This window comes from Pseudoduganella albidiflava (genome assembly GCF_004322755.1).
GTDB classification, from domain to species: domain Bacteria; phylum Pseudomonadota; class Gammaproteobacteria; order Burkholderiales; family Burkholderiaceae_D; genus Rugamonas; species Rugamonas albidiflava.
Map to the genome: position 1 here is coordinate 367569 of NZ_CP036401.1, position 12071 is coordinate 379639.

The window sequence follows — 12071 nt, forward strand, 5'->3', positions numbered from 1 at the left end:
AAGACGGCAACGGAATTGAAAAGAACGCCATTAGGATGGAACACCCAACTCACCCATGACGCCGCCATGAACTGGATACTGAAGCTGAAAGTGATCACGCTGCTGGGTTACATCGCCGCCCTGGCGGCGCTCCTGATTACATGCGGCGAGGGGGCGCTGTCGCAGGTGATCATCCTGCGGCTGGCGTCGCCGCCCTGATCCGATTCAATACGCAATGCGGAAGCGCCGGTACAGGAATCCCAGCACGAACAGCGGCCCGACCAGCAGGAAGCGGAGATCATCGAAGAATGACGGTTTCTTTCCCTCGATCAGGTGCCCGATGAATTGCCCCAGCCACGCCAGCACGAACATCACGATCGACAGCGGCAGCACCGCGATCGGCGGCAGCGCCGCCAGGATCCCCAGCATGACCAGCGCCATCACCAGCATCCCGGCCGCGAACGGCCGCGACAGCTTCCAGTAATAGGCCAGCGCCGCGGTAGCGACTGCGGCCGCCGCCAGCGGATGCGCCGACCACAACAGACCCAGCAGCGAAAGCGCGATCACCGGCACGCACACGAAATGGATCCGCTCATTGGTGGGATCGCGGTGGCTTTCGGCGTAGCGGGCCAGCAAGGTGTCGATCGTCCGGTCACCCGGCGTGGTGTCGCCGGTCATCCGTGGGGTGGCAGGTCCGTGATGCACGATCTCCTCATGCAATGTCGCGCCAGGTAACGTCCCGGCATGTAACGTCGCGCCGTGCAGCGTCCCGTCATCGATGCTCTTCGATTCGCTCATGGGTTCCCTCCTGTCGGGCTATTCTAGCGAGCGGCGTTACAATCGGGCGCATGGCTTCCCTCCCGCTCCTGACCGGCCTGGCACCGGTGATCGATCCCGGCATCCGCATCCTGGTACTCGGCAGTTTTCCCGGCGCCGCGTCGCTGGCGGCGCAGCAGTATTACGCGCACCCGCGCAACCACTTCTGGCGGCTGCTGTCCGCACTCGTGGAAGAGGACCTGGTTTCCCTGCCGTATGGCGAGCGCCTGCCACGCCTGCTGGCGCACCGCATCGGCCTGTGGGATGTGCTCGGCGCCTGCGAGCGCGAAGGCAGCCTCGATTCGGCGATCCGCAAGCCGGCGGCCAACGACTTCGACCGGCTGCACCAGCTGTGCCCGGAGCTGGAAACCGTGGGCTTCAACGGCCAGGCATCCGGCAAGTTCGCCCCGCAGTTCGCCGCCGCCGGGTACCGGACCGTGGTGCTGCCATCGTCGTCGCCAGCCAATGCGGGGATGACGTTCGAGCAAAAGCTGGACAGCTGGCGGCAGTTGACCCTGGCGACGGATTGACGCAGCCAACGATCTACCCGCGCAGTCCCTCCAGGATCGTCATCGCCACGCGTTCCGCTTCCGCCTCGGCTGCCTGCTGGTCCATCAGCGCGAGGTCGGCCGACACGCGCCGCTTTGGGTGGAGTGCGGTCATGTGCATGGGGTTGGCCGAAGGTACGGAGATCGACACGTACGCGCCCCATTGTGGCGTGCCTTCCAGTGCTTCCCCCGTGAACTCGACCTCATAACTGTCAATGACTTTGATGGGCACGGGATTCTCCGGTGAGGAAGCGGGTTTGCACAGGATATAGCTTAGGCATCAAATCGCGTAAATGCGTTGTCCGCCGAATAACTACCGTCGTTGGCGCAGGCCGCCGCAACGGCCCGCTATCGGGCATGACGGGTACCAAAAATTTCTTCGCATAATTTTGTGCGCCGCACAAACCAACTTATGCTATACTTTGTTTGTCGGTGAATTTATACGCATCGATCGAAGCAGGCGACGCGAACAGGCAAGTGTAAAGCTGTGACGCGGCTGGGCAAGAAATGCCGCCTGCAGGGTTGTCGTTCCAGACTTTGTCGGATTTACACGCCGGCCGCACCAGGCAGATAGCCCGGGCGCCCCGGAGTTTCGCACCACGCAGATAGCATGGGCTGAAACAGCGATACAAGCATTGGTAGCACATTGAAACGAAGCCCGCAGCAAGCGGGCTTTTTTTTCCCCAATGCGCCCTCATCTACGTAACTTGCACTGGCAACGGAGGGCTACTTCACCGTTGCTCATCCATTACCGCAGCATCCGTCCGCGCCATGCGGACATCATCGAAAGGGAATATGGCTAAAGAAGAACTGATCGAAATGAATGGTCTCGTCACGGAAATCCTGCCGGAAATGCGCTTCCGCGTCGATCTCGACAACGGTCACAAGCTGATCGCTTACACCTCCGGCAAAATGAAGAAAAACCACATCCGCATCATCGCGGGTGACCGTGTGACGCTGGAAATGTCGCCGTATGACCTGAACAAGGGTCGTATCACGTTCCGTCACATCGAAAAGCGTGGCCCAGCGCCAACGCACCAGGCACGCCGCCGCTGATCGCAGTACAGCCTGCACTACTCAGTCTGTATTACTCAGTGCGTACTACTCAGGCATACAGCCTGAGCGCAGCAACCAGCTCCATCTTGTTCGTCACCTGCAGGCCCGCGTAGGCGGACTTCAGGTACGTACGCACCGTGGCCGGCGACAACGCCAGCGCACGTGCAACTTCCTTGTAGGACAGGCCTTGTGCGAACAGCAGCGCGGCGCTCAGCTCGCGCGGCGTCAGTGCCGAGGCCCCGTGCAGCATCCTGATGGCGACCAGATCGCCTGCCGGTCCGACCGATAACCTCGCTCCGGCAAACCGAATACAGCGCGGCGCACCCTCCAGCGCCGCCATCAATGCGGGCGGCAACACCGTTCCGCACCAATCCCCGCAATGCCGTCGCAGCAGCTCGGCCACCTGCCGGCCCACGTGGCACAGGCGGCCGCTGGCATCGCTCAACGCCAGCGCATCCAGCGACCCCGCCATGCGCAGGTCCGCCAGCCTGTACCTCCACGATTGAACGAGATGCCGGGTGAACTCCGCGAACAGCGCGCCTTCGACATCGCCGAAGCCGTCGTGCGGATCGCGGCGGTACAGCGCGATGAAGAACTGCACGCCGCTGCCGGGCAAGTCCACCGTGATCGCCATGATCGCCTGCAGCCCGTGGCGGTCGATGAAATCGGCGATGGCCCCGGGTGGTCCCCGGTAGCCGCCGCTGGCACGGAATACCGTGCCGGGCTGCGCCATGGAACCCTGCGCGAACGTGTCGCACGCCGCGATCACGCTGTTCCACTCGCTGGCGAACGACTCGGCCAGGCCGATACTGCCGTGCACGATATTGCGCGGCGGATCGTTCGCCACTTCGCCCCACCAGCCGGCATCGAACGGCACCACCCGGCGCCACGCCAGCAATGCCTCGCGCACCAGCACGTCCGCGCCGGCCTGCCTTGCCAGCGCCTGCAGTTCCAGCAGGCAGCCGCTGAATGACGCATGCAGCGCCAGCGGCAGCTCGCCGCCGGCGCGCAATCCCGTGGTCCAGCCCTGTTCCATGGTTCCCCCGCTTTTCTGCGTGATTGCCTGCTGCTGCCCTCCGCATCTGCGGAGGTCCCGGCACGGATGGTCCGCCGTAAGATGGATCTAATATCAGACTGCCTGATATTCAACGATACCATACAGGAGACCCGAATGAACCTCATCACGACGATGCATCGATGCCTGCGCCTGCTGCTGCTGTCCGTGCCGCTTGCCGCCGCCGCCGCAGCTGGCGCCGATACCCGCATGCCGGTCGTAGCCGGCACCGACTTCTGGAACGTCTATGGAACGCCGCCGGCCGGCCGGCAGGCGGGCGACATCGTCCAGGTGCAAAAGCGCACCGATGCGCCGAAGGGGGCGAGCGGCTGGAACGTCGTCTACGTATCCGAAACCGCGCCGGGGCGGCTGGCCTATGTGTCCGGCGAAATCTACCTGCCGCGGGGAGCCGGCGAAGCGCAGCGCGATGTGGTGCTGTGGAACCACGAAACAGCGGGGCTGGCCGATGCCTGCGCGCCGTCGCGCCGCAGCACGAGGGAGGGCGGCCACGATCGCGTGCCGGCCCTTGCCGCATTGCTGGCGCGCGGCTACGTGGTCGTGATGAGCGACTATCCCGGCCTGGGCCTGCCCGGGCAGGCGTTCTACATGGCGGGCCAGCCGAATGCGCGGGCATCGCTGGACATGCTGCGCGTGGCCCGCAATTTCCCCGGCGCGCGGGCGTCGAACCGCTATGTGATGTACGGGTGGTCGCAGGGCGGGCAAACCACGATGTGGGCGGAAAGCATCGCGGCCGCCTATGCGCCCGAATTCACCGGCCTGGGCGCCGCGCTGGTCGCACCGGCCGTGCGCATCCGCGACCTGACGCTGAACTCGATGACGACAGCGGAAAACGCCGGCTACGTGATCTCCACGCTGCCCGGCATCCAGGCATCCTTCCCCGAGCTGCGCTACCGCGACTTCCTCGCGCCGGAGGCGATGGAGCAGCTGCCCGTGCTGGCCAATGGCTGTTTCGACGTGTGGAGCGCCGCGGCCGGCGTGCAGGATGCCTACCAGCCCGATGCGATTGTGCCGGGTTCGCCGTGGTGGAATGCGATGACCGCGGTGGACGACTTCGCGCCGAAAGGCACCATGCCGTTCGCCATCTACCAGGGCAGTGCGGACACGACCACGCCGCCAAACCTCACGCTGCGCGAGCGCACCGCGCTGTGCAGTGCCGGCAACGCGGTCGACTACCACCTGTTCGAAGGGCTCGACCATTCGGCCGTGGTGCCCGAGGCGGCGGCGCGCCTGCCGGGCTGGTTTGCCGACCGCTTTGCCGGCAAGGCGGCGCACAACGGCTGCGCGGTTCCCTAGAGGATCGGGGCTCCGCTATCATCGGGGGATCGACCTCCGGAGTTGCCACCGATGCCCGCCAAGCCTGCCCACGAACGCACCAGCCGCTTCCTGTCCCTGATCCTGCGCCACTCGCCCGATACGATCGGCCTGGCGCTGGACCGGAACGGCTGGGCCGACGTGGCCGAACTGCTGGACAAGGCCACGCGCCACGGTACCCCGCTCACGCTGGACACCCTGCGCGAAGTGGTCGCCAGCAACGACAAGCAGCGCTTTGCGTTCAGCGAAGACGGCACGCGGATCCGTGCCAGCCAGGGCCATTCCCTGCGTTCGGTGGACCTGGAACTGGCCCCGGCGGTGCCACCCGCCGTGCTGTACCACGGCACGGCCAGCCGCTTCGTCGCGTCGATCCGCCAGTCGGGGTTGCGGCCGGGCTCGCGGCAGCACGTGCACCTCTCCACGGACCGGGAAACGGCGCTCAGGGTGGGCGCGCGCTATGGCGTCCCGGTCGTGCTGGAAATCCGCGCCGGGGAACTTCATGCGCACGGGCAGGTGTTCCACCGGTCCGACAACGGCGTGTGGCTGACCGGCGCGGTGCCGGTGCGCTTTATCGGCTTCGAGCGCGGTTTTCCCGCGAAGTGATCACGCCGCCGTCGGCGTATCGTCCGGCACCGGCTGCAGCGGCTGGGTGAGGGTGAACTGCGTGGTGAGGAAGTGGGCGATCTTCTGCTGCGTGGCCGGCAAATAGGGAATGTTCATGTGATCCGATTCGGGAATCGTCTCGTCCATGTGCACGCGCAGCAGTTTCGATACGAGCACGTCGGTGTGCATGTGCGGCACCACGTCGTCGCTGGCGGCGCGCAGCACATAGGTGGGGGCCGACAGCAGCGACGCGTACTTGATCGATTCGAAGCGGTGGCGCAGCAGGTAGCTGACGGGCACGCCGCGGAAGCGGCGCTGGGCCAGCGCCAGGATCGAGTCGTACGGCGTGATCAGCACCACCGAGTGCGCCGGCCGTTCCTTGGCGACCTGCACCGCCACGCCGGAACCGAGGCTGCGGCCGATCACGGCAACGCGCCCCTTGTCCACATTGCGGCGGCCGCATAGCCAGTCGAACAGCATGCAGCCATCCTCGACCATGTGCTCTTCGCCCGGTTCGCCGCGCGAATCGCCGTAGCCGCGGTAATTCATTGCCAGCACGGCCATGCCGGGGAACAGGTTGCCGGCATCGCGCACCACCCACGACACCTCTTCCGAGCGGCCGCCGAAGTACACCACGGCCGGGTGCGGCCCCGGGGTGTTCGGCGTCATCAGCCAGCCGGCCAGGCGGGTGCCGTCGTGCGCGCGCAGCACCACGGCGCGCGTGCGGTGCGCGCTGCTGCGCGGACTCTGCACCTCGCGCACGAGCGTGGGATTGAACAGCAGCTTGCGCTGGCCGGCCGCGATTGCGGAAACCATGCCTGCCCAAAGGAAACCAACTACGCCGACAGCGGCGGCAACTTTGCGTGAAGTACTCATGAGCCCAGTCTACCGCCAAACCGGGCCGGGCGTCGCGCATGTTGTTGCGTTCTCGCTATGGGTGTTGCCTGAAGCTGGCCTCCCGCCTCACTGGGAAGGCGTTTGCGCCGCGTGGGCGCGCAGGCGGTCCAGCTTGGCCGCATACAGCGCGTGGTCGGTGCGTGTAGTGCTGGTCGCCATGGCCCGCTTGATGTGCTGGTCGGCGCGGCGGTGATCGCCCAATTGCCGCAGCGCGGCTGCCAGCCAGGCGTGGAACTCGTGGTAGTCCGGGTCGCGCTGCAATTCGCGTTCGAACAGCTGGCGGGCGCGCTGCCAGTCGCCCATGGCCATCGCGGTGCGGCCCAGGTTGAAGTAATAGAACGGCGTGACCGGTTGCAGCCGGGCCAGCCGTTCGCGCAGCACGGTGGCTTCGGCCTTGCGGCCTTCGGCATCGAGCAGCTGGGCCAGGTTGTTCAACACCATCGTGCTCTTCGGCTCGCGATCCAGCGCCCAGCGCAGCGTGCGTTCGGCCATCGCCGGATTGCCATGGCGGCGGTACACCACGGCCAGCGTGTTGTAGGCGTACAGCAGCGAGGGGTCGGCCACGATCGCGTGGCGCGACCACCAGTAGGCTTCGTCGAAGCGGTCGCGGGCCAGCGCCTCGGCAGCGCGGTTGTTCATGAACATGGCCACCACCGTCTGGCGGCTGATCGGATTGCCTTCCACGGGCCGGCGATCGGGCGGCGGCTGGAAGTCGACCACCATGTAGGTGGCGCTGTCGTAGGAAGACACGCTCTCGCGCAGGATACGGCCCAGTTTCAGGTTGACGTGGCCGCTGTTGAAGTACAGGTCGCCGCTGCGGCTCCACGCATCGTCGACGGGCATGTCCTGGAACACGACGGGAATGTTCATCTCGCTGGCCAGCGCCGCTGTCATGATGACCAGCGACAGGCAATTGCCCTGGCGCGCCGCGAAGGCCTGCGCGGCGGTGCGCGTCAGCGCGGAATCGTATTCGAGCTGCAGCCCGTCGCGCTGGTACAGCGCTTCGAACAGGGCGCGGCGGATTTCGCGGCCCCGGCGGTGGCGCTGCACTTCCTTGACATAGGCTTTCATGGCCGGCGTCAGCCCGAAGATTTCCGCTTCGGTCAGCGTGGCGGTGGAAGGGCCGAACAGGTGATCGGCGAACAGCTCGCCCGGCGCCTCCTCGGGGGCGGGCGCCGTCGCGCAACCGGACAGCAGGAACGCCATCAGCAGGGCCAGCGCCGATAGCGCGATGCGGAGCAGGGATGCCGGCCGATCGGCGTGCGGATCAGCGTGCAAATCAGCAGGCAAGGGGGCATGAAAATCAGCCGGCCGATCGGCGTGCGGATCAGCGTGCAGATCAGCGTGCAAATCAGCCGGCAGGGAAACGAGCGGACAAGTAGACATGGCGGCCCTCCGATCAGGCCAGTATCCTCCCCGCCGTTTCGCTTGTCAAAGCCGCGCCGTCAGCGGGACGGCATCACCAGCAGCTGGAGGCCCGAAGGCGTTTCCGGCGCATGGTAGACGCGCTGCGTGGCCTTCCTGAAATCCTCCGGCTTGGCCGTCGGGATATCGGTAAACGTCTGCGGATTCAGGTCGACCAGCGGGAACCACGAGCTTTGCACCTGCACCATGATGCGGTGCCCGCGGCGGAACGTGTGGTGCACGTCGCCCAGGTGGAAATTGACCGCCTCGACCTTGCCCGGCACGAACGGCTCGGCCCGCTCGAAGCTGTTGCGGAACTTGCCGCGCATCGGATTGCCGCGCACCAGCTGCTGGTAGCCGGCCATGGCCAGCTTCGGCGCCGGGACATCCTTGCCGCGCTGGCGCTCCTCGTCACCGCCCGGATACTCGTTCGGGTAGACGTCGATCAGCTTGACCACCCAGTCGGCATCCGTGCCGCTGGTGGACACGAACAGTTTCGGCGTGACGGGGCCGGCGATCGTCACGTCGTCTTCCAGCGGTTCGGTCTGGTAGACGAGCACGTCCGGCCGGGTGGCGGCGAAGCGCTGGTCCGACACCATGTATTCCTTCGGCACGCCGGTGGCCGGGTAGCCGACGAACGGCACCGGCTTCTTCGGGTCGCTGACGTATTCGTCGTAGCCGCTGTCGCGGTCTGCCGCCGTGGCGGGCTTTTGCCAGCCCAGCCCGCCGTTCGCGCCGAAGTACAGGATGCGCGGTTTCGCCGCCTGCGGCGGCCACGCGGTGTACTGGCGCCACACGTTGGTGCCCGTTTCAAAGGCGGTCACCTCGGCGATCGCCCTGGCCGGCTTGACACCCTTCAGGTGCTGCTCGAAGAACGGGTACTGGATCTGCTTGCGGAAGTAGTCGCTCGTATTGGCATCGAACTGGACGCGGCCCAGGCTCTTGCCGTCGCCGCCGGCCCAGCCGCCGTGCACCCACGGGCCCACCACCAGGCCGTTGAACGTGGACGGGTTATGTTTCTTGATGGCGTGGTAGGTCGTGAACGGCCCTTGCAGGTCTTCCGCGTCGTACCAGCCGCCCACCGTCAGCACGGCGGCCTTCACATTCTTCAGGTGCGGCGCGATATTGCGGCTCTTCCAGAAGTCGTCGTAGGTGGTGTGCTCGATCATCGGCGCGAACAGCGTGCGCTGCCGGTCCGACAGGCTCGACGCGATGTTCGCCAGCGTCAGCCGCTGCAGGAAGTAATCGTAGCCGTCCGGCACGCCGTAGTCGAAGTCGCCCCAGGTTTTCGGCAGCGGTGTCGGGTTCGGTTCCTCCGTAAACGCGGCATAGAAGTCGAAGTTGGCGGCCAGCATGAAGGCGCCGCCGTGGTAGGCGTCGTCGCCCATGTACAGGTCGGTGATCGGCGCCTGCGGCGACGCGGCCTTGATGGCCGGGTGCGAATCGATGATGCTGGCCGACGTGTAGAAGCCGGGGTAGCTGATGCCGAGGATGCCGACCTTGCCGTTATTGTTCGGCACGTTCTTCAGCAGCCACTCGACGGTGTCGTGCATGTCCTGCGATTCGTTGCCTTCGCCCGCCAGGCGCTGCGCCTTGGCGTGCGGCGTCATTTCCTGCCACTTGCCCTCGGACATGAAGCGGCCCCGCACATCCTGCTTGACGAAGATGTAGCCGCTTTCCTCGAATTCCTTCGACGGACCGATCTGCTTCGGCATGAAGTTCACGCCGTAGCGCAGCTGCTCGCCCGCGTACACGCCCGCGCTGTACGGCGTGCGCTGCATCAGGAAGGGATAGCTGCGGCCGGTATCCTTCGGCACGTAGACCACGGTGAACAGCTTGACACCATCGCGCATGGGAATGCGGTATTCGTACTTGGTGTAGCGTTCGGCCAGGTCGCTTTTGGCTTCCTTGGCCGGTGCATCATCGTGGACGGCCAGCCCGGCAGCCTGGACGCCGCCGAATGCAAGGACGAGGGGAACAGCGAGGGAGAGGGCAAGGGCGCCGAGCGGCGCGGGCAGGGGACGGGACATCGTTTCCTTCGTTCGGTCAACACAAGAAGCGTGCAGTGTAGCCGAAGTGGAAACGCGCCCCGGGTGCCGGATGGTACTTCGGCATGATGCGCAGCCTGGGCCGATGCGCGGGCCGATGCGTCAGGACTATTGGAGCGGGCGCGGATCGATGGCGTTGCCCTGCGCATCGAAGCGGGAAGCCACCGCCACGTCTTCCACGCCCAGCGTGGCGAGCGCATCGCGCACGTCGTCGACTTCCACGGCCAGGTCGCTGCCCAGTTCCAGCGGCCGTTCGCCGCTGGCCACCACGGCGCCGTCGCCGCCCAACAGCTGCACGCGCAGCACCATGTCGCCCTGCACGTCGGCCGGGCCGACGATGGCGCGGAACGGGCCGCCATGCCCGTCGAGCGCTCCGCCCAGCGTGGCCATCAGCGCCAGCATCGCCTGTTCCGCCAGGCCCTGCTGGCGCGCGCCGAAGAACAGGTCCTGGTACAGGAAGTTCAGCTGCAACGGGCGGCCGGCCGGCGCGAGCAGGCGCTGCACCAGCGGCGCGGCTTGCCCGGTCCAGCGGCGGTAGCGTTCCATCCGGGCCTCGAACCATGCATCGGCCTGCGCCTCGCCGGCCGGCACGGCGTAGAACGGATCGTCGGCGTGCTTTTGCGAGAAGCCGACCAGGAAGCGCAGTTCCACCGCCGCATCGTCCGGTCCGAACGCGGTGCCGCTCCAGCCGGTGATGCTGCGTTCCAGCGCCGGCGCCTCGGCCACCTTCTTGTTGCCCAGCACGGCGGACGCTTCGCGCGCCATCGCGTGCAGCTGGCTGTAGGTGATGGCGCTGGCCTCGGCCGCGTCGTACGCATGGCGGACCAGCACCAGCTTGGCCTTCGGGCTTTCCAGGCCGGCCTGCTTCATGCTGTCGAGCAGCGCCTCGTAGGCCTCGTCGTCCTGGAATCCTTCCGCTTCGACCAGGCCGCCCGTGCTGCCGACGAAGACGGGAATGGCGAAGACATCGATTTCCAGTGCCGGTGCATTCTCCCGGCGGATCTGCAGGGACGCCGCCGCTTCCTCGACGGCGCCGCGCAGCAGCCGCCAGGCGCCGATATCCTCGTGGCTGGCCAGGTCGATGGCGCCGTACAGCAGGTCGTCGTGGTTGCCGTTCAGGTAGCGCCGCAGCAGGCGCTGGAACTCCGCTTCCTTCTGGCGCAGCGCGTCGGCCTGCGTCTCGCTGTCTTCCTGTTCGGCCAGCTCGAGCGCCAGCGCGCACAGGGCGGCGACCTGGACTTCCTCTTTTTCTTCGGCGGGGATGGCGGACTTGCGGGGAACGGGCTTTTTATTCTTGGGCATGGGTTTCCAGATGCCCGGAGCGGGCATCGTCAGTGATCGATGTGGAAGGTGTCGTGCAATTCCTCGAGCAGGTCTTCCGCCTCCCCGGCATCCAGGCCCAGGTGGCGGCAGGCCGGTTCGCCGCCTTTTTCCCACTCCAGGGAATCGCGGTTGCCATGGTAGCGCGCAATGCCCCGTTCGGCCAGCACCGAGGCGGCCACCAGCGAGCGGATCGCGTCGTCGGTGGCGTCGTCGTCCAGCACCGCGTAGTCGTGGTGGTGCAGGATGGCCCAGGAAACGTCCGGCGACAGGCCCCAGTTGCGTGCCAGCAGGCAGCCGATGGCGGCGTGGTTGGTGCTGTGCAGCGCGTCTTCCACGTCGGTGAAGCGGCGCAGCGTGTCGCGCCCGGCGATCGCCAGCGTGTCGGCATAGCCGGCGAAACGGTCCATCAGCAGCGGCACGCCGATGTCGCAGAACAGGCCGAACGTGTGGGCGATGTCCGCCGGGGCGATGCGCAGGCGGCGGGCGATGAACACCAGCGACTCGGCGCGCCGCGCGCTGGTGTCCCAGAACTGGTTCAGGGCGCCGCTGCCGCCATCGATCGCCTGCCGTGCCAGCAGGCCCGTCAGCAAGGCCGCGCACTGGTTGATGCCCAGGAAATTGATCGCCTGCTCGACCGACTTGGCCTTGCGGGCGGCGCCGAAGAACGGCGAATTGGCCAGCTTCAGCAGTGCGCCGGACATGCCCACGTCGTTGCCGATGATGCGGGCGATGCGGCGCGGCGAAGGATCGTCATCGGCCAGCTCGGCCTGCAGGTCCACCAGCAGACTCGGGCGGGGGGGAATGCGGATCGAACGCAGCAGGGCGTCTTCGACGGCGGCTTCCCTGGCAGGAGTAGTGGTGGCGGTCATGGTTGTAATGGAACTGCGGCGAAAGTCAACGAACGTGCCATTATCGCTTGTTTCGGTACGGCAATATCATTTTGCACCGATTTTTTATCGTGTTCTTCTGTGAATGTTGCCCATCCGCGCCGGATTGATAGCGAAACGAACA

At 66.3% G+C, this 12071-nt stretch carries 13 protein-coding genes; 5 read left to right on the forward strand and 8 right to left on the reverse strand.

Annotated features, from left to right (window positions below):
- Nucleotides 1–66 precede the first annotated feature (66 nt).
- The gene (locus EYF70_RS31805; protein WP_259772411.1) at nt 67–198 is read left to right on the forward strand and encodes a hypothetical protein; all 132 of its coding nucleotides are present in this window, start codon (nt 67–69) and stop codon (nt 196–198) included.
- A gap of 6 nt (nt 199–204) precedes the next feature.
- On the opposite strand, the gene EYF70_RS01565 is transcribed toward EYF70_RS31805, so the two are convergent.
- Nucleotides 205–657: an Mpo1 family 2-hydroxy fatty acid dioxygenase gene (locus EYF70_RS01565; protein WP_131148833.1), complete on the reverse strand. Its 453-nt coding sequence runs from the start codon at nt 655–657 to the stop codon at nt 205–207.
- Between the two features lie 170 nt (nt 658–827).
- Here EYF70_RS01565 and EYF70_RS01570 point away from each other — a divergent pair, with 170 nt between their 5' ends.
- Complete coding sequence (locus tag EYF70_RS01570; RefSeq protein ID WP_131143824.1) at nt 828–1325, forward strand: DNA-deoxyinosine glycosylase; 498 nt, start codon at nt 828–830, stop codon at nt 1323–1325.
- A 13-nt stretch (nt 1326–1338) separates the two neighbouring features.
- Here EYF70_RS01570 and EYF70_RS01575 read toward each other — a convergent pair whose 3' ends face one another.
- Nucleotides 1339–1575: a hypothetical protein gene (locus EYF70_RS01575; RefSeq protein ID WP_131143825.1), complete on the reverse strand. Its 237-nt coding sequence runs from the start codon at nt 1573–1575 to the stop codon at nt 1339–1341.
- A gap of 563 nt (nt 1576–2138) precedes the next feature.
- Here EYF70_RS01575 and infA point away from each other — a divergent pair.
- Entirely contained in the window at nt 2139–2399 is a 261-nt protein-coding gene (infA, locus tag EYF70_RS01580) for a translation initiation factor IF-1 (RefSeq protein WP_131143826.1), read from the forward strand.
- Between the two features lie 49 nt (nt 2400–2448).
- Here infA and EYF70_RS01585 read toward each other — a convergent pair whose 3' ends face one another.
- On the reverse strand, nt 2449–3435 hold the full coding sequence (locus EYF70_RS01585) for a helix-turn-helix transcriptional regulator (protein ID WP_131143827.1): 987 nt from the start codon (nt 3433–3435) through the stop codon (nt 2449–2451).
- Between the two features lie 135 nt (nt 3436–3570).
- Between EYF70_RS01585 and EYF70_RS01590 the strand changes: the two genes are divergently transcribed.
- A complete protein-coding gene (locus EYF70_RS01590; RefSeq protein WP_165497549.1) occupies nt 3571–4767 on the forward strand; it encodes a lipase family protein in 1197 nt (398 codons plus the stop codon).
- A gap of 51 nt (nt 4768–4818) precedes the next feature.
- Nucleotides 4819–5388 (forward strand): RNA 2'-phosphotransferase, encoded by a 570-nt coding sequence (locus EYF70_RS01595; protein WP_131143829.1) that lies wholly within the window; start codon nt 4819–4821, stop codon nt 5386–5388.
- Here EYF70_RS01595 and EYF70_RS01600 read toward each other — a convergent pair whose 3' ends face one another.
- The 5 genes from EYF70_RS01600 to EYF70_RS01620 form a co-directional block, all read right to left on the reverse strand.
- On the reverse strand, nt 5389–6204 hold the full coding sequence (locus tag EYF70_RS01600) for an alpha/beta hydrolase (RefSeq protein WP_229420659.1): 816 nt from the start codon (nt 6202–6204) through the stop codon (nt 5389–5391).
- Nucleotides 6205–6351: 147 nt separating this feature from the next.
- Complete coding sequence (locus EYF70_RS01605) at nt 6352–7563, reverse strand: tetratricopeptide repeat protein (RefSeq protein ID WP_229420660.1); 1212 nt, start codon at nt 7561–7563, stop codon at nt 6352–6354.
- Between the two features lie 167 nt (nt 7564–7730).
- Nucleotides 7731–9719 (reverse strand): CocE/NonD family hydrolase, encoded by a 1989-nt coding sequence (locus tag EYF70_RS01610; protein ID WP_131143831.1) that lies wholly within the window; start codon nt 9717–9719, stop codon nt 7731–7733.
- Nucleotides 9720–9845: 126 nt separating this feature from the next.
- Nucleotides 9846–11039 carry a hypothetical protein gene (locus EYF70_RS01615; RefSeq protein WP_131143832.1) on the reverse strand — a complete coding sequence of 398 codons (1194 nt, stop codon included), beginning with the start codon at nt 11037–11039 and terminating at the stop codon, nt 9846–9848.
- Nucleotides 11040–11068: 29 nt separating this feature from the next.
- A complete protein-coding gene (locus EYF70_RS01620) occupies nt 11069–11929 on the reverse strand; it encodes an HDOD domain-containing protein (RefSeq protein WP_131143833.1) in 861 nt (286 codons plus the stop codon).
- Between the last annotated feature and the right edge of the window lie 142 nt (nt 11930–12071).